The sequence below is a fragment of the Vibrio barjaei genome, assembly GCF_001639065.2.
GTDB classification, from domain to species: domain Bacteria; phylum Pseudomonadota; class Gammaproteobacteria; order Enterobacterales; family Vibrionaceae; genus Vibrio; species Vibrio barjaei.
Genome location: NZ_LQXO02000012.1, coordinates 68,233 through 91,269 on the forward strand (window position 1 = coordinate 68,233; position 23,037 = coordinate 91,269).

Below are 23,037 nucleotides of genomic sequence, written 5' to 3' on the forward strand. Positions count from 1 at the left end.
GTTCTTTCAACATTATATCTCGAACCGATTATCGAGTAACTGACTAATTGTATTGAGACATCATTATGGCGACTCATCAGGGAGATTAACCAATGAACGTAATTGTTACCCCCATAGCGTTAACCAGGGCAATTAAAAAACATGCAAGTGCGCACATCAAATCCCATTATAAAGATGAGATCGATAAATATGACGTTGCAATGGGGAAACTGTTTCAGAAAATGGGGCTGCTTGGAAGTAGGAGCCAATTTGAGGAAAAACCAGAGCTTGCTAAATTATTTGAACTACATGCTAAGGAGTTGCTAAAACCCGAGAATCAAGCGGTTATTAGAGAGAATATCAGACGCAATGTGTACAGTGCTGATACCATTGTCGATGAGCTCGTCGATTCCTTCGTTGAGGTCATGCAACAGCTCAATGTTGCCAATTATTCAGAAGAGGCGTTGCACTTTGAAAGCATGAGGAAGCACTTACTTAAGAGGTTGCTTGGTTCTGAGTTCAGTCCGCAACAACGAGATTATGATGGTACTGCCGAAGATAGTTCAACATTTGATGTGAGCGGACTACTTGAGCGCGTGAACAACAGCGTTGTGCTGACCGAATATTATCGGAGCCTAGATGCTAGGACTACTGATGATGTCGATATAGATTTGATTTTTACCTTAGAAAATCGGCAGAGGTCTATTACTCCAGCGAAAATTCAAATCAACAGGTCAGATCTTTACCTTAATAACAAACTTTCTATAAACGCTCTTCTTGAAATTAATCAAAAAACCATGCGTGTAGATATTGATTATAGTGACGTAGAAATAGAGTCAAAAGCACTTTTCGAAGAGTTGAGCTTTGTCGCCTCGGCATTGAAGTCCAAAAGCAAGTTTCGTGAAGTAAAGGGCTTAGTTAGTCTAGCTAACAATGGGTGGACCTCACATCTTCTCTGTGGGAAGTTTGATGTCAGCTACTCAGATGGAGACTTTTCTCTCGGCGTCATAACTAATGTCGAACAACTACCGCTTGATCCCTCCGTTCTTTCTTCCGCTAATTTTGTGGTGCTTAGTGGAATTGAGGATTTGCTAGACTGGGATTTCTCGTCCCTAAGAACGTTTTCCCATAACATTCAATCAATGGTTGAAAGTGACAAATTGGTAGGCGTTAAAATAACCAACCAGATAGATAAGCGATTGATTATTCTTTTGATAGGAATGGGAGTTCGAGAGTTCTACGTCAATGAGTCGAGTGGTGCTCGTATTAAATCAGTAATTCGGTATTTATCTTACGCTGAAATTGAGGCGATCACGCTAGAGTATTTATCTGCAAATAATGAAGCTGATGCTAGACAAACATTTAGAAGTAATCTGTTTCTTGGATCTATCGTTAGTGAATGAATTCTCGGCGCATTTGACTTTCGAAATGAGAGAACTCTACTTCAGGTTTCTCGTCGTTATGGCAGACCAAGGGATATTAATACTAAATTGCCTATAAATAACTCTACAAGGGACAAGATTATCTTGATGACGAACGGCTATCTTGGGTTTGCTGTTGTTAAAATCACACGGTCGAGCTTTGTTATTTTGCTTCAAGCAATAGTGACAATGGAAGTTTATGGGGATTTGTTTAGTTAAAAGCTCCCAACGGGAGCTTTCCAATCACCAATTCTCAATTCAAACCACCAAGCCTAAAGCTCAGCAATCTGCTTATTTCGAATAACTCGGCGTTCTTGCCACGCGGCGTTTAGTTGCTGCTTTTTTACCAGCAGGCTTCGCCATTTTCTTCTCAATTTCAGCTTTTGCTTTTACAAAGCGCTCTGGAAGAATTTGCGTTGCGAATACATCTTCAACCGTTTCAGCGCGTTTGATGAGCTCTGCTTCGCCGTCTTTCACTAGCACCGTTGCTGGGCGTGGTAGTGAGTTGAACTGGCTCGCTTGAGACTCAGCGTAGTGACCGACATCCATAATTGCTAGTACATCTTTTGGCTGTAGAGCTGGCATGCGTGCGCCGCTTTCCCAGATAGATGGGATACAGATTGGGCCTGCGATTTCAGTGGTTCTCTCTACCAATGGTTGGGTCATTTTGTTTGCTGGAAGAACTGGGTTCTTCGACTCTTGAGACTCGACCAATGTAGCTAGGTAAGTCGATGCATCAACCATGGTGTAGGTGTAATCCATCTCTTGGTCGTCTTTCACAACGTATACCGAGGTAAGTAGCGTGCCGATGTTACCTGCGATATAACGACCTGGTTCTAGCCATAGTTGTGGTACTTCGAAGCCTTCTTTAGTGAACTCTTCTAGCATGCCCCCACACACTACTTTTGCGTAGTCTTCGATGGTGTTCGGGTTCATCATGTGTTCTTTGCTACGACACTCAGGCTCACGCTCACGTGGCCAGCCGCCACCTAGGTCTACTTGGAAAGGTTGAACGCCACACTCACGAGAGATTTCGATAATGTTGCGTGCGTATTCGCGGTATAGCGCATCCCAACCTTCAGGCTGTTTAGAGAAGCGGCCTAGGTGAGTGTGGAAACCGTAGAATTCGAAGATGTCGATTTCTTTTACGCGGTTGATGATTTTCTTCGCTTCTTCTTTTAGCAAGCCGAATTTGATCCACTTCATCGCGCCGATAAAGTTAGGGAACGGGTAAGCATCTGGTTCAAAGTCATTGAAGAAATCTTCAGGGATAACTTTTAGACGAACCGCGATACGTACTTTTTCCGCCGGTTTCACTTCGCGAGCGATGCGCTCAACGATTTCAATCTCTTCGTAAGAATCTAGGTGAATCGCGTAGCCATATTCAACTGCTTTACGGATAGCAAGTTCAGGCTTTACGGTACCGTTTAGTGCGATGGTTTTTGGGTCGGCACCTGCGATGTATGTCGCTTCAACTTCACCCGGACCAAAGCAATCACCGCCCACGCCTTCTTCGTTACAGATAGCTCGAACCGCGAAGTTGGTGTTCGACTTGATAGCAAACATCACGTTGACTGGTTTTGGCCAGTAGTTGCCAAACGCGTTTTTCACGCGGCGCAGGTTGTTACGGAGCGTGTCTTCGCTCAACACGAACAGCGGGCTACCGTATTGCTCGATAAGATCAGTGGCTTTGCAACCACCAATCAATAAGTCGTCACCTTGAGTGGTTAGCTCATCGGTTGGAGTCAGAATGTTTTCAAGACGCTCAGCATAGTTCTGGTTAGCTTTGTGCTCTGCTAGAAGCTGTTGCTGTGTCTCTAAAATAGTGCTCAGTTGCTTTACAGACTCTTCTAAAAGCGCTTGATTTTTCATATTCATTCCTCACGAAGTGTTCGTAATTGGGTATCGATTTGATGAACGCTAGTCTATCTGGAGGTCAAAAATGCAGCATGTCACTGAGGGTCAATTTATTTTACACCTAGTGTTAACGTATTGAATTAATGTTGCTTTTATCAGAAAGCAGATGTTGGGATTGGGCTGATAGGTTAACAAACTACGGTTGTGGGTGAACTAACGTATTGTTTGCTAAGAGGCGAGAGACAGTGAGGGGTTACGTAATGAGTCAAGTTATCGCTGTGGGTTATTTGTGTTAATGGGTCAAATAAGCTGACACCCAGTGACATCGTGTTGATGAGTGTCTGGGTTAAATTATAGCCATATTAGGTGAGGAATTAGCCTTACTAAACATGTCGAAAAGAACTGGCATAACGCCTAGTTCTTCACAATACCCAATTTTACGAGGTAATCACTATGTCTTTTGATATTAACAACGCTAAAGGTGTATTCGCGACAGTGGACGCTGCGATTGAAGCTACTCATAAAGCTCAACGAGAGTTCTACGTAAACTGTACCAAAGAAGGTCGTGAAGCCATCCTAACTGCTATTCGTGAAGCAGTATTAGCGCGAGCAGAAGACTTCGCAAAAATGGTTCGTGAAGAGACAAAACTGGGCCGCGTGGAAGACAAAATCGCTAAGCACCATCTTACGGCAATGAAAACGCCGGGTACGGAAGTACTGGATACTAAAGTATGGTCTGGTGATAACGGTATTTCTCTTGGTGAGCGCGCACCTTATGGTGTTATCGGCGCGGTGACGCCTGTGACTAACCCAACAGAAACCATAGTGAACAACGCAATTTCGATGCTTGCTGGTGGTAACGCGGTTACATTTAATGTTCACCCATCGTCTAAAGTGGTTTCTGCGGTGATGATTGACTTGCTAAACAAAACCATCGTAGAAGCAGGCGGCCCAGAAAACCTAGTAACTATGGTCAAAGAGCCAACACTAGAAACACTAAACGAAATTGCTCAGTCACCACTGATTAATATGCTTGTGGGTACAGGTGGCCCTGGTCTTGTTAAGGCTATCCTACAATCTGGTAAGAAAGGTGTTGGCGCAGGCGCTGGTAATCCACCAGTAATCGTAGACGCTTCTGCTAACCTAGAGCTAGCTGCGGCGGGCGTATACGGCGGTGCGTCTTTCGATAACAACCTGCTGTGTATTGGCGAGAAGGAAGTCTTCGTTGAAGAGGCCGTAGCAGATGCATTCCTTGATAAGCTAGAAGAAGTTGGCGCTTACGTGTTAACAGCAGAAGAAGCAGAGCAGTTAACTGAGCAAATTTTGACGCTAGATGAGTTTGAAGGCGCGAAGCCGTGCACAGCCCATGAGATTGCTCGTGTTTGGCACCCGGTGAAAAAACACGTCGGTCAAGATGCAGGTGAAATCCTAAAATCAATCGGTGTTGAGTCTGATACTCGCCTTGCAGTAATGCTGGTAGAAAACGACCACCCATTGGTTCACGTAGAGCAAATGATGCCAGTGCTTCCTGTGGTTATCTGTAAAGATATCGATGAAGCCATCGACCGCGCAGTGGCGGCTGAGCGTGCCAATAAGCACTCGGCATGTATCTACTCGGGTAACATCGAGAACGTGACTAAGTTTGGTGCTCGCATCAACACCACTATCTTTGCGCACAACGGCCCAACGCTATCTGGTGTGGGTTATAACGCAGAAGGAACGTCTACATTCACTATCGCGGGTCCAACTGGTGAGGGTATTACTAACGCATTGTCGTTTACTCGTGCTCGTCGTTTTGCTATCGCTCAAGGTGGTCTGCGTATCGTTTAATCGATGGTGTGATGACCCGTCCTGAGATGAGTTGAAAGCCGGAGCGTTAGCTTCGGCTTTTTTGTTTGATTGCCGCAGGAACGTTTCCTCTGAGAGATGCGCGGGCAGTAGACATCGACGGCTTTAACCAGAATAACGCTGTTATTTTAGTAGGTTAACGATTTTATGAAGTCAAATAGCATACTGATTATGCCCATATTCCATCTAAGTATCACAATGTAATAGCGCTTGTAGCACGTTGATATTGCTAAATTTGTTCTAAGATGGCGTGTTGATACGAAGATCAAATTTAACGACTGATTTATCAAATAAGCAGTTCCTTCCATTTATTTCTATGATACTGATATTTTTATCTAGTAGATCTTCCTAATTCAAACCTTCATTCGAGCTGAGCTTAATTTTCGTACAAGTTGCAACATTTCGTAATCCCTCTTTATGTCTGAAAAACAAAGGATAAATCACACTTTCTAAAATCAAATGTTGCTCAGTTGTTAATCAAAACTAGGTTTTTGAATAGCGCTCAGTTTTTGAGGTTGAGCTTGAAGCAGAGGGATAGGCAGTAGAAATGGACAGTCGTTACGTACAATTCAAGAATGTAAAAAAGAGTTATGACCGACACAATTTTGTGGTGAAAGACTTTAGCCTCGACATCGCTAAAGGGGAATTTGTAACACTGTTGGGGCCTTCTGGCTCTGGCAAAACCACATGCTTAATGATGCTCGCTGGGTTTGAAGATGTGACCAGCGGCGGGATAGAAGTCAACGGAGAACTCATCACAAACGTTGCGCCTTATCATCGCAATATTGGCATGGTATTTCAGCACTACGCATTATTCCCTCATATGACGGTGGCAGAAAACCTAGCTTATCCCCTTAATGTTCGCAAACTACCCAAAGAGCAAATCAAACAGAAGGTTCAAGAGTTTTTAAAACTGGTGGAGCTTGAACACTTTGGTGACCGCTATCCGGGTCAGCTCTCCGGCGGTCAAAAGCAGCGTGTGGCACTGGCGCGTTCGCTGATTTTTGAGCCTTCGATTGTTCTTATGGATGAACCTTTAGGTGCATTGGATAAAAACCTTCGCGAGCAGATGCAATTTGAAATTAAGCGCTTGCACGAACAGTTAGGTTTTACCGCCATCTATGTTACCCATGATCAGACCGAAGCACTTACTATGTCTGACCGTATTGCAGTGTTTGAGGACGGCGTAGTTCAGCAGTGTGCGGACCCTTCTACGCTGTACGAGCGTCCAGCCAATGCGTTCGTCGCCGATTTTCTCGGCGAGAATAACCATCTTCCGGGGACTTTAACCAAAATTGACGGCGACCACGCTCATGTTGAATTGAGCGATGGGACTCAAGTCGTGGCGACTGCGATCAATGTTCCTGAAATTGGAGAGCGCTGTATGTTGGCAGTGCGCCCAGAAAACTTCTTTATCGGAGACAAGGACGAAGTGAACAGTAACCAAGTCTCCGCTACCTTTGTCACCCGATTGTACGTTGGTGACTTCATTCGTTACTTCTTTAAGTTGCAAGACGGCAGAGACGTGATGGTGAAGCTCCTCAATGACCAACAAGCACCGACCTTCAAGGCCGGTGATGTAGCCAGCCTAACGTGGTCCATTTCTGATGGGTTAGCGCTTGATCACCCTTAGTCAAGGAAAGAAAGGATATATGATGACGAAAATGAAAAAGTGGCTTCCTATTGCTCTTGCGCTTGGACTGAGCAACGCAGCAATGGCCGACCAACTAACGGCAGTGTCGTTTGGTGGTGCTTACGGCGATGCCCAAAAGAAACACATGCTTGATCCGTTTACTGAGAGTACCGGACACAAGGTGCTGTCTGAAAACTATTCAGGCGGTATCGCAGAGCTTAAAGCCCAAGTAGAGAGTGGCAACGTGCTTTGGGACGTGATTGACGTTGAGGTTATCGACCTTGAGCGAGCTTGTTCAGAAGGATTGCTAGAAGTATTCCCAATGGATACCTTGCCTCCGGGTGATGATGGTACGCCAGCCAAAGATGACTTCAGCAAAGAGGCGCTCGCTAATGAGTGTGGGGTAGGTAACATCGTTTGGACTGTCCTTTTCGCTTACAACCACGACACCATTCAGGGTGGCAAACCAAACTCGATTCAAGATCTTTTCGACACTAAAACGTATCCAGGTAAACGTGCTTTTCGTAAGCGTCCTCAAGTGAACCTAGAGTGGGCACTACTGGCTGATGGCGTTGCTAAAGAAGACGTGTATGACGTGCTAAGTACCGATGAAGGCCAAAAACGTGCGTTCGCGAAACTCGATACTATCAAAGACGACATTGTCTGGTTCGACAGCTGGTCGCAAGCGCCTCAACTACTTAACGATGGTGGCGCGGTCATGGTTCAGTCGGCGAATGGTCGCTTCTTCGATGCCATTCAACGTGAAGGCAAACCGTTTGAAATGGTCTGGGATTCGCACGTTTACGATCTCGATGTTTGGGCGATTGTAAAAGGCACTAAGAAGAAAGCGTTAGCGGAAGAGTTCATTCGCTTTGCAACGGGTTCAAAACCACTGAGTGGTATGCCTGAAGTGGCGTATGGTCCAACTCGTAAATCCGCTTATCAGTATGTGGATCCTGCGGTTATTCCAAAACTGCCATCATCTCACCTAGATGAAGGGGTAAAAGCATCGGGTGATTTCTGGGCTGATTACGGTGAAACACTGGGTGAGAAGTTTAACGAGTGGTTACTTCAATAGCCTCAATTCTATAAGCAAAAGTTGGGCTATCTAAATGTATTAGATAGCCCATTTAATCGAGTTTTTAAGCGTTTAGATTCAAGGATGAAAACAGAATGGCGAGTGAAAATACGCTAACACTGACAGAGCTTTCTGAGAGTAAGAAGAAGCATCGCAGCAAACAGTTAATGCTGTTTTTGTTTACTTTGCCACTGCTGCTGTTTGTGTTTCTTTCCTTTTTAGCGCCGATCACCACCATGCTTTATCGCAGTGTTTATCATCCGACGGTTGCTCAATTGGTACCAAACACCTTAGAGGCGATGGCATCTTGGGATGAGTCAACCGGAGCCATGCCGCCTGATGAGGTTATTCAGGTGTTCACGTTAGAGCTTCACGAACTGGCACAGGAACGCCGCTCCGGAAAGTTGGCCGAGGAAATCAACCGCTCACTGCCGGGCTCTTCAAGTCTTATCAAATCCACTGCACGAAAAATCAAAAGAATGCCGATCGAAGAGCTGCGTCTCGAAGGCACCGATATTCTATTAGATAAACATAAAAAGTGGCGCTCCCCCGATGTGTGGGTAGCGATTAAAGTATCGGGTAACAAATGGACTGAACGTTACTATTTAACCGCTCTGGATCTGAAGAAGTCATTGCAAGGCGACATCGAAGCCCGAGACACCAAAATCTATATCAAACTGTACTGGAAAAGCTTGAAAATCGCCCTGTACATCACTGTGCTCACAGCGATTATTGCGTTTCCATTGTCTTACTATTTATCTACAGCCTCACCGAGCAAAGCCAATAAGTTACTGGTGTTTGTATTGTTGCCGTTTTGGACCTCATTATTGGTTCGAACCACATCATGGATTGCGCTTTTGCAAACCAACGGGGTAGTGAACAGCACCCTAAAGGCGATAGGCATTATTGATGAGCCTCTTGACCTACTGTACACCGAGTTTTCGACCATCATTTCAATGACTCATATTTTGCTGCCTTTCATGATTTTGCCGCTATACAGCGTCATGAAGAACATCGACCCAAGCTATTATCGTGCGGCGCTGTCTCTGGGTTCTAAACCCATGCCTGCGTTCTTTAAAATCTATTTCCCAATGACATTACCCGGCTTAAGTGCAGGGGCTCTGCTGGTGTTTATTATTTCTATTGGTTACTACATTACGCCCGCGCTGGTCGGGGGTACGGACGGGCAAATGATCAGTAATATCATTGCGTTCCATATGCAGTCATCCAATAACTGGGAGTTAGCAGCAGCACTAGGCAGCTTGCTACTGGTTCTGATTTTGGCGCTCTATTGGTTATATGACCGCTGGGTAGGCGTGAACAACATTAAGTTAGGTTAACAGTATGAAGAGATTTCCAAGCTATTTTACGCCTCTGCAAAAACTGGGCTCACTGTCTCTTTCTGCTAGTGCGTATTTGACTCTGTTTTTTTTGATGATGCCGATTTTGGTGATCATCCCGCTTTCATTTAATGCCGAGCCTTATTTTAGTTTTACGCCAGGGATGCTGGCATTTGAAAAAGAAGCCTATTCGCTCGAGTGGTACGCTGAGATTTGGCACGATGATAACTGGCTGCTCGCCATCAAAAACAGCTTTTTAATAGGTATTTGCGCCACGATTATCGCCACAGTATTAGGGACATTGGCCGCAATAGGGCTTAGTAATTCAGCGATGCCAATGCAGCGCATCATAATGGCGATCTTGTTGTCTCCGATGATAGTGCCTTTGATTATTACCGCTGCAGGTATGTTTTTCTTCTATACCCAACTCAACTTGGCGGGCACGTTCTGGGGGGTGGTGATTGCACACGCAGCTCTAGGGACGCCATTCGTGATCATCACAGTGAACGCGGCATTAGCGGGTTTTGATTATTCGCTTGTGCAAGCCTCGCTGGGAATGGGCGCAAGACCGGTTTATACCTTCGTTAAGATCATTATGCCGCTAATCAGGCCAGGCGTGATTTCGGGGGCGTTGTTTGCTTTTGTGACCTCGTTTGATGAAGTTGTAGTCGCGTTGTTCTTGGCAGGACCGGAGCAAAAAACAATTCCGAGACAGATGTTCTCGGGACTAAGAGAGCAAATCAATCCGACCATACTGGCCGTTGCTACCTTGTTGGTCGTCTTGTCGGCTATCTTATTGTTTACTATTGAATATTTGCGCGCCAGATCGGAGCGCATCAAGGTCAATAGTTGGTAATCCATTTCTATCGCAGTCTATCTTTGAACGATAGGCTGTTGTCTCATTACCTTGCTTTCTTCACCTTGTTTTGTGTGTTGATTTTGGGTCTGTACTTGCTTGAAAACTGTGAATTATCTTTAACTTTCAGAACGATAGCGGCGGGTGTACCGTAGTTGGGTTTTTCGTTTGTTTAATCCAAGTATCAAGGACCCTAAGATGAACATTAAAAGTTCGCTGAAGCTTATTACTCTCTCTGTACTTCTTGCCTCTCCACTGTCATTCGCTAAAGTCTACACCACCACCGATATGCAGGCTGTCAGCCACCAAGCGCCACAAATGGAAGTCTATAAAGACATCAATTGGGTGTCGGTATCTGACATTCAGAAGCAGCTTCCTGACCATCCAATTACTGTCGGCTTGGATATTGACGACACCATGCTGTTCTCATCACCGGTGTTCTATCGCGGCCAGCAAAAATACTCTCCCGGCTCGAATGCGTATCTTAAGAACCAAGACTTCTGGAACGAAGCAAGCACAGGCTGGGATGATTTTTCACTACCTAAGCATTCAGCGCTTGCCTTAGTAAACATGCACCTAGCGCACGGTGACACTATTTACTTCATCACCGGTCGTAACGCTCCAGAAGGCAAAGAAACATTAACCAGCACCATCCGCCATCTGTTCCCTAAAGATCGCCGTGACCAAATCAAACCTGTGGTCTTCGCTGGTGGCTTAGAAAAAGAGAAACAACTCAAACAAGCTGGTGTTGAGCAATATTACGGTGACTCAGACTCCGATATCACTAGCTCAATGCATGTGGGCATCAAAGCAATCCGTTTCCTTCGCAACGAACAGTCAACCTACGTCCCTATGCCGCAAGCAGGCAAATACGGAGAACCTGTTTTGATTGGCTCTAACTACTAGTTAGTCACACTAAAACAAAAGGGCGCAGCCAAAAGCCGCGCCCTCAAACACTTAGTCTTCTTATATATCGTCCTCAAAGGCGCCCGTCATTCCTGCCCCCGAGCAGGAATCTACTCAAAGCGCCTACCGCCCTCAAGTGTGGCACTCAATCCCAATCTCAATGGCAATTAAAAAAGTTACGAATGTACTTTTCACCAGAGAGATTCTCCTTATCCGACGATAAGGAAATCAACTCCAACACAATATCAATCAGCTCTTCCTTTGAATAACCAATACTTGGGAATTGGTAAGAGCCAAAATGAGAGAAGAAAGTATTATCAAACCCAATAATTACTGGACGGTCATCTTGGTTACCAAAGCTGTCCACCGCTGCCATCGCCATGGCATCAGAGGTACAAATCACACCGTTGTTTGGTTGAACAATGTCGTTTGAATTGCCGATGAGATACTGCTTCGCCTCATTGTACTTGTAGTTGCAATAGGCGATGTTTTTCAGGGAGATATCGTGGCGTTCGAGGTTGTCTTGGTAGAGAGCAAGTCGACGTTCTTCAACCGCAGAGCTTTGTCGTCCGGCAAGTAAATGAACTTCTTTAACGCCGGATTGAACTGCATAATTCACCGCATCCTGAATGGCCTGTTCTTCGTCGAGTAACACCGACCATGTATTGTCCCAGTTTTGCCCGTTAAGGTTAATCACTCGCGGAGTAAGAAACAGCTTTGGCATGTCTTTAGGTTCAATGAGATCCGAGAAAATGATCGCAGCGTCTACGCGATGAACGAACGCGTTGTCGGTAATTGATGCAATATCCTGCTCGGTTTTGATGCGAATGAAGATCGGCAGCTTGCCTATTGATTGCAGTCCTCGTAGTAAATGATCAAACAGCTCAAGGTCGCTCAAATCACTAATGTGGTTGACCACAATGGCGACGAGTCCAGTGGTATTACTATTCAAACTTTGCGCGAAGGGATTCATGACGTAACCGAGCTCTTCGGCGGCTTGCAACACGCGCTGCTTTTTTACTTCAGATATGGGTTTTTTCTCTTTCGAAAAAGCCCGAGAAGCAACCGCTTTTGATACGCCTGCTCGATCTGCTACATCCTGCAATGTAGGTAGCGTTTTAGTACTCATTCACAAATAACCTCACGATTTTCTTCACTTTATCATAGTCTGTTACCGAGACCCAATCATCGCAACTTTCTGTTCCCATGGAGATTTGTGAGGACTGTTGAATCATATTACTAGGGCGCTGACCTTTACCAGAAAGGTGCAGCTCGGTGATGCCTGTGTCAGCCAGTGAAAGCGCATTGCTGTCGTTTACTCCAGAGCCCGCCATAATGGATAGGCGACCCTGAGCGGTGTCGACTAACTGTTTAATCATCGCTTTACCTTCTGGCGCAGTCGGCTGGAGACCTGAAGTTAAAATTCTTTCAATCGGGTAATGGCAGAGGAGCTCTAAACTCTCTATCGGGTTGGCAACTAAATCAAATGCGCGATGAAAAGTGATTCCGATACCTTGAGCGGCGTTTGTCCATCGACGCAGGGCATCTTCGTTGATGGTAGCGTCGGGATTCAGTGCACCAATAACTACGCCATCAACGCCAAGCAACTTGTAGCTGAGTATTTCCTGCTCCATAAAGTGGATTTCTTCTTCACTGAAGACAAAGTCACCATCACGAGGGCGAATCATCACGTAAATAGGAATGGAGGAAACCGCGACAGCCTGAGTTATTAACCCTAATGAAGGCGTTAGGCCGCCCAGTGACAGAGCGCTACACAATTCGATTCGGTCGGCGCCTGCCTCGATGGCAGTGTGCAGTGATTCAATATTATCGATACAGACTTCAATTTTCATACAGCTCGCTCATTGAAACTTATGGAAAGATAGAGAGGAAAAAAAGGCCCGGGGGAAAGGGCCTTTGAGTTATCGGTTTACCAAGTACCCGCTAGTTTAGGTGGGTTAGCATCCGCACCCCACCATTTGTGGTAAGACGCTTCATAAGCACCAGAGTTAATGTAGTCAGAGACAAACATATCCATCCAGCGTAAGTACTCGGCGTCGCCTTTTCTAACTCCAATAGCGATAGGGTCATTAGAGTGTAAGCCTGGCAGAGTCACAAGATTTGGGTTGTTGGTGGCTAGGTAATCAATCAGAGAGCTGTCTTCGATACCCGCATCTACACGGCCTTGACGAAGCAACAATACACCGTCTGGTGCGAAGTTATCGGTATAAACTAATTCAGCTTCTGGCACTTCACGTTTCAAAAAGGCTTCGCCTGTTGAACCGCGTCCGACAACAACGCGTTTGCCTGCAAGATCCTGCAGTGAATTAATATCTTGGTCTTTTTGATGAACAATACGAAGACCAGCACGTGCATAAGGAATGGAGAAATTCACCGATTTAGCACGTTCTAATGTCGCTGACATGTTACCAATGACCGCATCTAGTTGGTCAGAAAACAGCATTGAAACACGAGCGTCACCATGTACATCAGTGAAGCGTGCCTCAACGCCAAGCTTTTCTGCTAGGCGTTTCGCTAGATCAACGTCATAACCTGCTGGGTTATTCTTTTGATCACGGAATCCGATAGGTTCGCCACCAAGTGATACACCGATTTTGATGTAGCCGCGTTCTCGAATGTCTTCGAGTTTGCCAGCAAACGCTGAGGTGGAGCTGATTGCGAGTGCACTTGCCAATATGGTGGCAACCAATGCCTTAAATTTCATTGTGGTTCTCCATTTCATTTCGTTTATCCATATAGCGCCTTTCCGCTATTCTTTGTTCAGGTTTACTCATTCCAGATTTGTAAACCCAGTATTTGATGTCCTCTTCACATCCAAAATTGATTACTCGATAGTTGTCATCTTTGTCGATCGCATGAATGACAACGCCAGCCAAAAAGCCTGTTCTAAGCGAATTTAGTTCTTCAATGGCCATATCCACCGCTTGATCGAGCGAAAAGCCAAGACGCATCGCCATTACGATGGAGTAGGAGGTATTGGCTCTAATGGTCATTTCGCCAGTATGAGTACAGGCCGCCGCGCCATATCGGCTATCGGCATAAAAGCCAGCGCCGACAATAGGTGAATCGCCAAGGCGTCCTGGGTATTTCCATGCCCAGCCTGAGGTGCTAGTGGCTGCATAAATACTGTCTGTACTGTCTTTGGTGAGAAAGACGGTGGTATCACGGACTTTCTCTGGGTCAGTGATCATTGAGTTGAGGTGTGCAAGCGGACGAGTCGACATATTGGGGTTGTCTTCGCCAGTAATTTCTTGAAGCTTCTTAAACCACACCTCTTTAGAGTCTTCTAGTAGAGGGTTAGGGCACTCAAAACCCATCTCATAGGCAAAGCGTGTCGCCCCTTCACCTACAAGGATCTCGTGGTTCAGCTCTTCCATCACTTTTTTGGCAATGCGCGTGACGTGAAAATGATCTTTGACGGCCCCAACGGCACCGGTTCGAAGCGTGTTGCCGTCCATTACCGCACCGTCAAATTCCATATCACCCAATAGGTTAGGCCAGCCACCGTAACCAACACTGCGAATTCTTGGTTCTGCTTCGACTTTTTCAATACCACAAATGATCGCATCGAGACCATTGTCGCCGTTATTAAGCATACTTACCGTGTCGTCGATTCCCGGCCAGGCTTCTGAATTTGATAATACAATCATTACTTGCTATCCATTTTCTCTAAAAATCGTCTAATTCTTTCGTCTTGCTTACCGCCCTCATCGGAGAAGAAAGCATCTTTGTCCATGTCAGCTCTTACTACCCCTTCGTCGAGGAAAACAATGCGATTGGAGATCTTTTTCGCGAAGGCAATTTCGTGAGTGACAAAGATTAATGTTGTGCCTGATTTGGCAAGGTCAGCGAGCACGTCAAGCACCTCTGAGGTCATCTCTGGATCAAGTGCACTGGTTACTTCGTCTAGTAGCAAACACTCCGGCTTCATCGCTAGAGCGCGACAAATACCGATACGCTGTTTTTGTCCGCCAGAGAGTTGAGCTGGGAAGCTGGTCTCTTTGTCCGCTAAATCAACAAGCTGCAACAGTTCTCGCGCGGTGCTTTCAGCTTGCTCTTTGCTTTGCCCTAGCACTTCAATAGGTGCGAGGGTGATGTTGTCTAAAATGCTCAAATGCGGGTAAAGATTAAAGTGTTGGAACACCGTCGACACTGACGTTCGGATCTTTTGTAATTCCGCTTTGTTGGAGACCGAGAGGTCGCGGAAGTTGATGTCACCGTCATTAATCGCTTCTAGTCCGTTGATACAGCGCAGTAGGGTAGATTTTCCAGAGCCACTTGCACCTAAGATAGAGACCACATCGCCTTGCTCAATATTTAGGCTGACCCCTTTTAATATGTCGTTGCTTCCAAACGACTTCTTTACGTTGTTAATTGAAATCATGGGGTTCACCTTATGCTAAAGACCAAGTTTGATGTTTTCGTAAGTAGAGCTCGAGCTTTCTGCCCAGCTTGGAGATGGCCATCGACATGGCGAAGTAGGTCAGCCCGATGACAGGCCAAACAATAAATGGCTGCCACGTACGTTGGTTCAAAATGGCACCGACTTTGGTAATGTCCATAACCCCGATAACGGAGACCAGTGACGTTACCTGAAGTTGGTTCACCGCAAGACCGACGAGTGGCGCAATGGCAACTAGCAGTGCTTGAGGCGTGATGATTTTCTTCAAAATTACCATCTCGGAGATTCCAAACGAGCGTGCAGCTTCAATCTGACCTTTATCAACCGCTGCCATTGCGGTAACAATAATGACGGAGACAAATGCAGCCGTATTGCCAGTCAGCGTGATTGTGGCGGCTAGTTCCGCTGACATGTCCATGGAGAGGAAAATCGGCAGGCCGAAGTAGATCAGGAACAGCTGAACCAGAACTGGAGAGTTTTTAAGAAACTCGCTCACAAAAACAGAAAGCTGGCTCAATAGAGGGAATCGATAGTGACGAAAGAGCGCGAGCCCTAATCCTAATAGACCGCCAAACAAGCTTGAAATCAAGAACACCTTTAACGACACGCTGATGCCACTAAGCAGAACAATAAGGTCATAGGGGACAAATTCATTACTAGACATTGCTATGCTCCCGCTTCAGAAAATCGATTTAGTCGCTTGTGCGCTAAAGTGATAAGAATGGATAAGATGTACGTCAGCACGCAGTAGAACAGTAATAAGAAGAAGTAGACTTCAAATGGTCTAAATGTTTCCGCCGCAATGATTTTTGCGGTTCCTGTGAGTTCGTTAAGTGTTACTGTCGATAAAATAGAGGTGGTCAAAATTAGGTTCACGAAAATCGAACCTAACGGTTTGATCGAGTTGCGCAACGCGATAGGAAGAATGATTTTTCTATAGATAGTTAAGCGTTTTAAGCCGAAAGATTGAGCTGCTTCGATCACGTCTCGATCGACCTGCTGAACTGCTGCGCGCAGCACGTCAGCACAATAAGCACCAACTGCAATAGAAAGCGCCAACACTCCCGTGGTGTAGGGATCAATGAAAATGCGTAATTCAGGTAGGCCATAAAAAATAAAGAACACCTGAACAATAAAGGGAATGTTCCTAAACACGTTTATGTAGGTATAGCCCGTTTTAGACAGCACTTTCGACTGACTAATACACGCAAACATCACCAGCAAACCAATACAAAAACTACCAATAATAGAAGCGACGCTAATACTAGCGGTTATCGCAAATCCTTCTATAAACGAGTCTAAGTATCGATACATTATCGAGATATCAAACACGGAAGCTCCTTCTAATTGAAACTAGTTTCAATTTACGTGCTGATTCTTTTTTACGCAATGCCATTTAGTTAAAATTGAAACCGGTATCACATTGTTAATAACAACATGCTTAATTAGAGACTTGGTGGTCTAGAAGGTATAAATGAGGATGTTTTTCATACTAGAAATTGCTTCAAGTGCACGTCATTCCTGCCGTCGAGCAAGGTAGGGCAGGCACTTGTGGCAGGAGGTTTCCTTTTTCAAAGAAATAACGGCTTGTCTTAAGGCGAACAAAAAACGAGCACTAATCCTCACCTGCCCTCCGAAACTCCTTCGGCGAACACCCGCTCCATTTCCTAAATGCGTGCCGAAAATTGGCACTGTCAGAAAAACCAATTCGCTCTGAAATCTCTTCCATGGTGATTTGTGTAGTAAGCAGGTAGTGGCGGGCCAGTCGATAGCGTACATTATCAAGCACCTGTTGATAGCTGGTCCCTTCTGCTTTCAAATGACGGCGCAGCGTACGTGATGACATGCCCAGCTCGGAAGACAAGGCTTCAATGGATGGATAGTTGCCTAGACGTTCGATAAATATCTGACTGATTTTTTCTTGCAAACTGGTACCGCCTTCGGCTTTTTCCAGCATTTCATCACAAGATTTCAAACACATTTTCAGCGTCATTGCATTGGCAGCAGGCAGAGGCTCGTAAAGTACCGTAGCGTCAAACTGCCATTCCAAACAATCGCTATCAAACTCGATGGGGCAATGAAAAACCTGCTCGTATAGATGACCATATTCTGGCTCAGGGAAGGGGAATTTAATCAGTGTTGAAGGGAACGGCTGCTGCATCACCTCTTCACACAAATTTTGAATGGCAGTGAACCAGTACTCGGAGCAAAACGGCAGCAGTTCGTCCAAATCGATAAGTTGCTCGGCGCGAAAATAACCGACATTACCTTCGACCCACATCTTCTTTTTAAGCACAGGACCGGCCAGACGAAGGTATTTAAAGCCCATCATAAGAGCATCGAGCATGGTGTTACTGCTGAACACCGCATAGCCCAACACTCCAAAATCACTGAACCTTGCTTGCTTACCCACTTGGAGCCCTAAACCCGCTTCATTTGTCTGAGTGAGTGCGTTGCTGAAGATAGCCATCTTTTGAGCAAAAGTGAGCTGTGTATCTGGTTGATAGAGTTGGGAAGAGGTGACGGTCGTACCCTCAAATAATGATTCGGTGGCAAAGCGACTGTCGAGATAACGCGCCATAAGCTGAAGATCTAAAATCCCGCAAGCTTGAGTATCTGGCTCATAAACTGCCGTGTATTGCATCCAACTTCTCCAAAAAGGTTAATAGGCGACTTTCAATAAGTTAGCGTGATTGTGGGATCTCAATGTCTGAACAATGTCCGAATTTCACCGCTTTTTGTCTCAATGTAACCTGTGCTCAATGTTATCAGAATGTTGTAATGAGGCAAATTTCAATGCGAGATTAATAAATGAGCGAAATGATTGATTGGGTAAAAGATGTAAGTTCTGAATGCGAAAGTGTCGAAGTGAGCGAGCTTAATACTTGGTTTTCTGAGCTTCAAACCGCATACCAACAAGAGACCAACCCTTCACTTGCTGTGCGAAAACAGCGATTGCAGGCTCTCAAAACACAGCTAACGCGATATCAATCGGTATTAGCGGAGGCAATGAGTGATGACTTTGGCGGGCGCAGCCATACTGAGTCATTAATGGCTGACGTGTTAGCACCTATTCTCGATATCAACCATGTCAATCGCCACTTGAAAAGCTGGATGAAATCGAAAAGTCGCCCAACGGAATGGCTGTTTAAAGGCAATAAGTTACAGGTTCGCTATCAACCAAAAGGTGTGGTGGGGATTATCTGTCCTTGGAACTTTCCGCTTTATCTTTCTATTGGCCCGATGATTACCGCGTTGGCAGCAGGTAATCGCTGCATGATTAAGATGCCGCCTAACTGTCCGGCAACCACAAAGGCTCTGCGAACAATGTTGGCTGAGATATACGCGCCAGATCTCGTCAGAATTGTTGATGGTACGCATCCAGAAGCGATGGAAATCTCTCACTTGCCGTTTGACCATCTGGTCTTTACCGGGTCACCAAATAGCGGCAAAACCATAATGGCCAATGCGGCAGCTAACCTTACGCCTGTGACGTTGGAGCTGGGCGGAAAGTCTCCGGTGGTGGTTTTTGATGACTACGATATTGAGAAAGCAGCAAGCCGCATTGCTCATGGCAAAGGTTTTAATTCAGGGCAGATTTGTATCGCTCCGGATTATGCGTTTGTTCCAGAAGGCAAGGTCGATGCATTTGTAGAAGCGCTCAAAAAAGCTCACATCAAGATGTACGGGGAGATCGAGGGTAACGCTGATTACACATCTCTAGTGGATGATGCACAGTATCAAAGGTTTGCTGCTCTAGTCGAAGATGCGCGAATTAAAGGGGCGACGATCACTCAATGTTTGTCTCAAGGCGAAGGTCGAAAAATGCCGCTCTTTATCGCCACTAATCTAAAACCGAGTATGCGAATTTGTCAGGAAGAAATCTTTGGGCCATTACTACCAGTTCATAGTTACCAGTCAATTGACGATGTGGTGCAATACATTATTGAGCGCCCCAGGCCGTTAGCTTGTTACCTATTTAGCCATAACACGCAGCAACGAGAAGCGCTGCTAAATCAAACTCATAGTGGCGGTGTCACCATAAACGATTGGGGCTGGCATGTACTTAACCATTCGGTGCCATTTGGTGGTGTGGGTAACTCTGGTATTGGTAACTACCACGGCGAAGAAGGTTTTCGTGAGTTGAGCCATGCACGCACAGTGTTGCAAATGAGAGAGTGGTTTCCTATCCAGCTCTTTTCTCCGCCTTACGGCAATCTTGTTCAGAAGTTGGTGCTGCGCGTATTTGTTGGTAAGCCAGACCCAGACCTCAAAACCCATTCCTCAAAATAACACTAATAACCTAATCCACTAACAACGGACCATTTTAAGAATCTTCGGCGCGCCAGTATTTACTGGCGTGGTACACCTACAAGGAGACCTAGGATGCATAACCTTGCTGTTAATCTTGAGCGCAGTGCTGCGCTCTTCCCGGACAAAACTGCTCTCAGAATGGGCGCAGAGGAGATCAGCTATCAACAACTGGAGAGTGCGGCTAGCACTGTTGCTCACAACCTCAAGCAACTTGGTTTGGAACAAGGGGACAAAGTGGCGCTTTCGTGTCCTAATGTTACCTACTTCCCCATCGCTTATTACGGAATTTTAAAGGCAGGCTGCGTGGTCGTGCCGCTCAACACGCTGTTTAAGAACCGGGAGATCGCCTACCATCTGCAAGACTCTGATGCTAAAGCGTATTTCTGTTTTGAAAATCAAGACATGGATCCAAGTGAGCAATACGGACGTTTGGGCTTTTCTCAAGTGGACAGCTGTGAACACTTCATACCCATGATGACAGTTGATGAGAGTGAACACTCATTAGAGCAGTGGTTGCAACAACCGCCGCAAGTGTTTGAATCTGCAGCAATGCAAGGGGACGATACTGCAGTCATTCTTTATACGTCGGGTACGACAGGACAACCGAAAGGCGCAGAGCTTTCTCACTCAAATATGCTGGCAAACGCAATGTCCTCTCAGTATTTAATGCGACTAGAGTACAGCGATACCACGATGGCGACCCTACCTTTATTTCACAGTTTTGGTCAAACCGTCATGATGAACGCCAGTGTGCTTACGGGCTCGTCGATTGTGCTCATTCCTCGCTTTGACCCTAAGTTGGTTATTCAACAAATCATCGACCACAAAGTCAGTGTCTTTGCGGGGGTACCCACCATGTATATCGCTCTGTTGACGGTGGGCGAGCAATTACCAGAGCAATCTGAACAGGTTAAACATAGCTTGAGACTGGGCGTTTCTGGTGGGGCGTCCATGCCAGTAGAGGTGATTCGTCAGTTCGAATCGCGCTTTGAGTTACCTGTCTTGGAAGGCTATGGCTTATCGGAAACGGCGCCCGTTGCTACTTTCAATCATATCGACGGTGACCGCTTACCAGGTAGTGTAGGTCAGCCGTTATGCGGTCATATGATTAAGATATCTGATGTTCAAGGTAATGCGCTGCCTGTTGGCGAGTTGGGTGAAGTGTGCATTAAGAGCCCGAGTGTTATGAAAGGCTATTACGGCAGAGCCGAAGCCAGTGCAGAAGCGTTACGTGATGGTTGGTTCTGGAGTGGTGATATTGGACGACTTGATGAGCACGGCAACTTATTCATTGTCGATAGAGTGAAAGATATGATCATTCGCGGTGGCTATAACGTCTATCCACGTGAGATTGAAGAAGTACTGATGTGTCATCCGGATGTAGAAATGGTGGCTGTTGTCGGTGAGCATGATGAGCGACTTGGTGAGGAAATTCATGCTCACGTAGTGTTGCATGAAAACTGCACCAGTGATGGCGAAACCTTGGTAGCGTGGTGCCGTAGTCAACTTGCTGATTACAAATATCCACGCCGTGTATTTATTCGAGCATCACTGCCAATGACGGCAACAGGAAAGATCTTGAAACGCGAACTGCATCCATTGGATGTGATGGAGGCAGTCGATGGACAGCTATGATTTCATTATTGTCGGTGGTGGTTCAGCAGGTTGCGTGCTTGCTTCAAGGCTATCAGAAGACCCTACTGTGAATGTTTGTTTGCTAGAAGCCGGAGGTAAAGATACCAGTCCGTTTATTCATACGCCCGTTGGCTGTGTTGTGATGATGCCAACCAAAATCAACAACTGGGGGTTTGAAACCGTTCCTCAGCCTGGACTCAATGGTCGTAAGGGTTATCAACCCAGAGGGAAGACCTTGGGTGGTTCGAGCTCAATCAATGCCATGATGTATGCACGTGGTCACCGTTATGACTATGATCTTTGGGCATCATTAGGGAATGAAGGCTGGAGCTACGATGAGTGTCTACCGTATTTCAAAAAAGCAGAAAACAATGAAGTTCATCACGATGAATTTCATGGCCAAGGTGGGCCGCTGAACGTCGCTGACTTGCGATCACCTAGCCCAATGGTGGAAAGATACCTATCAGCGTGCGAGTCAATTGGCGTGCCGACCAACCATGACGTGAACGGTGCTGAACAGTTCGGTGCTATGCAAACGCAGGTGACACAATTAAACGGTGAGAGGTGCAGTGCGGCAAAAGCTTACTTAACGCCAAACCTTAATCGTCCGAACTTAACCGTGCTCACCAAAGCCACCACGCATAAGGTGTTGTTCGATGGAAAGCGAGCGATTGGTGTAGAGTATGGAATGAAAGGGCAGCGTTTCCAAATTTACTGCAATAAAGAAGTCATTCTAAGCGCTGGTGCGTTTGGTACTCCGCAAGTGCTGTTGCTATCAGGAGTCGGTCCTAAGCAAGAGCTAGACAAACATGGTATCGACCAAGTGCATGACTTGGCGGGAGTAGGTAAGAACCTGCAAGACCATATCGACTTGGTGCACTCATACCGAACTACGGCCAAACGTGACACCTTTGGTGTATCACTAAAAATGGCGTCGGAGGCCAGTAAAGCAGTGCCTCAATGGTTCAAACAGCGTCAAGGCAAGCTGAGTAGTAATTTCGCCGAAGGTATCGGGTTTTTGTACTCTGATGATGACGTCGATGTGCCTGACTTAGAGTTTGTCTTCGTCGTAGCGGTGGTGGACGATCATGCTCGAAAAATCCACATGAGCCATGGATTCAGTTCTCACGTAACGCTACTTAGACCGAAAAGTACCGGCACGGTAACCCTAAATAGCGCCGATCCTTACGACGTTCCAAGCATTGACCCTGCTTTCTTCCAAGAACCTGATGACATGAGAGTGATGATCAAAGGTTGGAAAAAACAGTATCAGATGCTGCAAAGTGAGGCGTTTGATGACGTTCGCGGGGCAAGTTTCTATCCGGTTGACCCGGACGATGACGCCGCGATTGAGCAAGATATCCGCAATCGCGCCGATACTCAGTATCACCCGATTGGCACCTGTAAGATGGGGACTTCGGATGACCCTGAAGCGGTCGTAAATAGTGAACTGTCTGTATACGGGATGGATAATCTGCGGGTGGTCGACGCATCTGTGATGCCGACGTTGGTGGGTGGCAATACCAATGCACCGACTATCATGATCGCCGAGAAAATTGCTGACGTGATCAAAGCAAAATACTCGATTTGTCATCCTGCTGATGCTTCAAAAGTCAGCTAACCAGCGAGCAAAGACCAAGCCGTCATGGCTTGGTCTATGTATAAATCGCTCTTTCCCTTGACCTTCTCCGTTGTTGTTCCCTCACTAAAGTCAAATGAGTCCTAAGAACGCGATGTTGCAACCTTA

19 protein-coding genes are annotated in these 23,037 nt (G+C 46.0%); 10 read left to right on the top strand and 9 right to left on the bottom strand.

The window, feature by feature from the left end:
- Window positions 1–92 precede the first annotated feature (92 nt).
- Entirely contained in the window at window positions 93–1,382 is a 1,290-nt protein-coding gene (locus AWH66_RS06740; RefSeq protein ID WP_063605579.1) for a hypothetical protein, read from the top strand.
- A 309-nt stretch (window positions 1,383–1,691) separates the two neighbouring features.
- Here AWH66_RS06740 and AWH66_RS06745 read toward each other — a convergent pair whose 3' ends face one another.
- Window positions 1,692–3,272 (bottom strand): diaminopimelate decarboxylase family protein, encoded by a 1,581-nt coding sequence (locus tag AWH66_RS06745; RefSeq protein WP_063605578.1) that lies wholly within the window; start codon window positions 3,270–3,272, stop codon window positions 1,692–1,694.
- A gap of 438 nt (window positions 3,273–3,710) precedes the next feature.
- Here AWH66_RS06745 and AWH66_RS06750 point away from each other — a divergent pair, with 438 nt between their 5' ends.
- The 6 genes from AWH66_RS06750 (at window position 3,711) to aphA (ending at window position 10,918) form a co-directional block, all read left to right on the top strand.
- On the top strand, window positions 3,711–5,087 hold the full coding sequence (locus AWH66_RS06750; RefSeq protein ID WP_063605577.1) for an aldehyde dehydrogenase EutE: 1,377 nt from the start codon (window positions 3,711–3,713) through the stop codon (window positions 5,085–5,087).
- A gap of 565 nt (window positions 5,088–5,652) precedes the next feature.
- Window positions 5,653–6,738, top strand: a complete 1,086-nt coding sequence (locus AWH66_RS06755; protein ID WP_006071538.1) for an ABC transporter ATP-binding protein — start codon at window positions 5,653–5,655, stop codon at window positions 6,736–6,738.
- A gap of 19 nt (window positions 6,739–6,757) precedes the next feature.
- Window positions 6,758–7,816 carry an ABC transporter substrate-binding protein gene (locus AWH66_RS06760; protein ID WP_051868160.1) on the top strand — a complete coding sequence of 353 codons (1,059 nt, stop codon included), beginning with the start codon at window positions 6,758–6,760 and terminating at the stop codon, window positions 7,814–7,816.
- A 95-nt stretch (window positions 7,817–7,911) separates the two neighbouring features.
- Window positions 7,912–9,156 carry an ABC transporter permease gene (locus AWH66_RS06765; protein ID WP_063605576.1) on the top strand — a complete coding sequence of 415 codons (1,245 nt, stop codon included), beginning with the start codon at window positions 7,912–7,914 and terminating at the stop codon, window positions 9,154–9,156.
- A 4-nt stretch (window positions 9,157–9,160) separates the two neighbouring features.
- Window positions 9,161–10,012 (top strand): ABC transporter permease, encoded by an 852-nt coding sequence (locus AWH66_RS06770; protein ID WP_038228033.1) that lies wholly within the window; start codon window positions 9,161–9,163, stop codon window positions 10,010–10,012.
- Window positions 10,013–10,210: 198 nt separating this feature from the next.
- Window positions 10,211–10,918: an acid phosphatase AphA gene (gene aphA / locus AWH66_RS06775; RefSeq protein ID WP_006071542.1), complete on the top strand. Its 708-nt coding sequence runs from the start codon at window positions 10,211–10,213 to the stop codon at window positions 10,916–10,918.
- 157 nt (window positions 10,919–11,075) lie between these two features.
- Here aphA and AWH66_RS06780 read toward each other — a convergent pair whose 3' ends face one another.
- The 8 genes from AWH66_RS06780 to AWH66_RS06815 form a co-directional block, all read right to left on the bottom strand.
- On the bottom strand, window positions 11,076–12,047 hold the full coding sequence (locus AWH66_RS06780) for a LacI family DNA-binding transcriptional regulator (protein WP_006071543.1): 972 nt from the start codon (window positions 12,045–12,047) through the stop codon (window positions 11,076–11,078).
- Entirely contained in the window at window positions 12,037–12,771 is a 735-nt protein-coding gene (locus tag AWH66_RS06785; RefSeq protein ID WP_063605575.1) for a copper homeostasis protein CutC, read from the bottom strand. Before AWH66_RS06785 ends, AWH66_RS06780 begins: the two co-directional genes overlap by 11 nt.
- Before the next feature lie 77 nt (window positions 12,772–12,848).
- Window positions 12,849–13,643, bottom strand: coding sequence for a transporter substrate-binding domain-containing protein (locus AWH66_RS06790; RefSeq protein ID WP_006071545.1), 795 nt, complete (start codon window positions 13,641–13,643; stop codon window positions 12,849–12,851).
- The gene (locus tag AWH66_RS06795; RefSeq protein ID WP_063605574.1) at window positions 13,633–14,589 is read right to left on the bottom strand and encodes a glycosylasparaginase; all 957 of its coding nucleotides are present in this window, start codon (window positions 14,587–14,589) and stop codon (window positions 13,633–13,635) included. The genes AWH66_RS06790 and AWH66_RS06795 overlap by 11 nt, the downstream gene beginning before the upstream one ends.
- Window positions 14,589–15,323: an amino acid ABC transporter ATP-binding protein gene (locus tag AWH66_RS06800; RefSeq protein WP_063605573.1), complete on the bottom strand. Its 735-nt coding sequence runs from the start codon at window positions 15,321–15,323 to the stop codon at window positions 14,589–14,591. Before AWH66_RS06800 ends, AWH66_RS06795 begins: the two co-directional genes overlap by 1 nt.
- A gap of 10 nt (window positions 15,324–15,333) precedes the next feature.
- The gene (locus AWH66_RS06805) at window positions 15,334–16,005 is read right to left on the bottom strand and encodes an amino acid ABC transporter permease (RefSeq protein ID WP_063605572.1); all 672 of its coding nucleotides are present in this window, start codon (window positions 16,003–16,005) and stop codon (window positions 15,334–15,336) included.
- Between the two features lie 2 nt (window positions 16,006–16,007).
- On the bottom strand, window positions 16,008–16,673 hold the full coding sequence (locus AWH66_RS06810; RefSeq protein WP_110165287.1) for an amino acid ABC transporter permease: 666 nt from the start codon (window positions 16,671–16,673) through the stop codon (window positions 16,008–16,010).
- Window positions 16,674–16,956: 283 nt separating this feature from the next.
- On the bottom strand, window positions 16,957–17,985 hold the full coding sequence (locus tag AWH66_RS06815) for an AraC family transcriptional regulator (protein WP_063605571.1): 1,029 nt from the start codon (window positions 17,983–17,985) through the stop codon (window positions 16,957–16,959).
- 167 nt (window positions 17,986–18,152) lie between these two features.
- Between AWH66_RS06815 and AWH66_RS06820 the strand changes: the two genes are divergently transcribed.
- From AWH66_RS06820 to AWH66_RS06830, 3 genes are all read left to right on the top strand, one after another.
- Entirely contained in the window at window positions 18,153–19,634 is a 1,482-nt protein-coding gene (locus AWH66_RS06820) for a coniferyl aldehyde dehydrogenase (RefSeq protein WP_063605570.1), read from the top strand.
- Between the two features lie 93 nt (window positions 19,635–19,727).
- The gene (locus AWH66_RS06825; protein ID WP_063605569.1) at window positions 19,728–21,290 is read left to right on the top strand and encodes a long-chain-fatty-acid--CoA ligase; all 1,563 of its coding nucleotides are present in this window, start codon (window positions 19,728–19,730) and stop codon (window positions 21,288–21,290) included.
- Window positions 21,277–22,911, top strand: coding sequence for a GMC family oxidoreductase (locus AWH66_RS06830; RefSeq protein WP_063605568.1), 1,635 nt, complete (start codon window positions 21,277–21,279; stop codon window positions 22,909–22,911). The genes AWH66_RS06825 and AWH66_RS06830 overlap by 14 nt, the downstream gene beginning before the upstream one ends.
- The last annotated feature ends 126 nt before the right edge of the window (window positions 22,912–23,037 follow it).

What these genes read in the sequence shown, in the direction of transcription:
- AWH66_RS06745 (WP_063605578.1), bottom strand. Translation starts at nt 3,272, where the DNA reads ATGAAAAATCAAGCGCTTTTAGAAGAGTCTGTAAAGCAACTGAGCACT.
- aphA (WP_006071542.1), top strand. Translation starts at nt 10,211, where the DNA reads ATGAACATTAAAAGTTCGCTGAAGCTTATTACTCTCTCTGTACTTCTT.
- AWH66_RS06805 (WP_063605572.1), bottom strand. Translation starts at nt 16,005, where the DNA reads ATGTCTAGTAATGAATTTGTCCCCTATGACCTTATTGTTCTGCTTAGT.
- AWH66_RS06825 (WP_063605569.1), top strand. Translation starts at nt 19,728, where the DNA reads ATGCATAACCTTGCTGTTAATCTTGAGCGCAGTGCTGCGCTCTTCCCG.
- AWH66_RS06795 (WP_063605574.1), bottom strand. Translation starts at nt 14,589, where the DNA reads ATGATTGTATTATCAAATTCAGAAGCCTGGCCGGGAATCGACGACACG.
- AWH66_RS06790 (WP_006071545.1), bottom strand. Translation starts at nt 13,643, where the DNA reads ATGAAATTTAAGGCATTGGTTGCCACCATATTGGCAAGTGCACTCGCA.
- AWH66_RS06755 (WP_006071538.1), top strand. Translation starts at nt 5,653, where the DNA reads ATGGACAGTCGTTACGTACAATTCAAGAATGTAAAAAAGAGTTATGAC.
- AWH66_RS06780 (WP_006071543.1), bottom strand. Translation starts at nt 12,047, where the DNA reads ATGAGTACTAAAACGCTACCTACATTGCAGGATGTAGCAGATCGAGCA.
- AWH66_RS06740 (WP_063605579.1), top strand. Translation starts at nt 93, where the DNA reads ATGAACGTAATTGTTACCCCCATAGCGTTAACCAGGGCAATTAAAAAA.
- AWH66_RS06815 (WP_063605571.1), bottom strand. Translation starts at nt 17,985, where the DNA reads ATGCAATACACGGCAGTTTATGAGCCAGATACTCAAGCTTGCGGGATT.
- AWH66_RS06760 (WP_051868160.1), top strand. Translation starts at nt 6,758, where the DNA reads ATGATGACGAAAATGAAAAAGTGGCTTCCTATTGCTCTTGCGCTTGGA.
- AWH66_RS06750 (WP_063605577.1), top strand. Translation starts at nt 3,711, where the DNA reads ATGTCTTTTGATATTAACAACGCTAAAGGTGTATTCGCGACAGTGGAC.
- AWH66_RS06820 (WP_063605570.1), top strand. Translation starts at nt 18,153, where the DNA reads ATGAGCGAAATGATTGATTGGGTAAAAGATGTAAGTTCTGAATGCGAA.
- AWH66_RS06800 (WP_063605573.1), bottom strand. Translation starts at nt 15,323, where the DNA reads ATGATTTCAATTAACAACGTAAAGAAGTCGTTTGGAAGCAACGACATA.
- AWH66_RS06785 (WP_063605575.1), bottom strand. Translation starts at nt 12,771, where the DNA reads ATGAAAATTGAAGTCTGTATCGATAATATTGAATCACTGCACACTGCC.
- AWH66_RS06765 (WP_063605576.1), top strand. Translation starts at nt 7,912, where the DNA reads ATGGCGAGTGAAAATACGCTAACACTGACAGAGCTTTCTGAGAGTAAG.
- AWH66_RS06770 (WP_038228033.1), top strand. Translation starts at nt 9,161, where the DNA reads ATGAAGAGATTTCCAAGCTATTTTACGCCTCTGCAAAAACTGGGCTCA.
- AWH66_RS06830 (WP_063605568.1), top strand. Translation starts at nt 21,277, where the DNA reads ATGGACAGCTATGATTTCATTATTGTCGGTGGTGGTTCAGCAGGTTGC.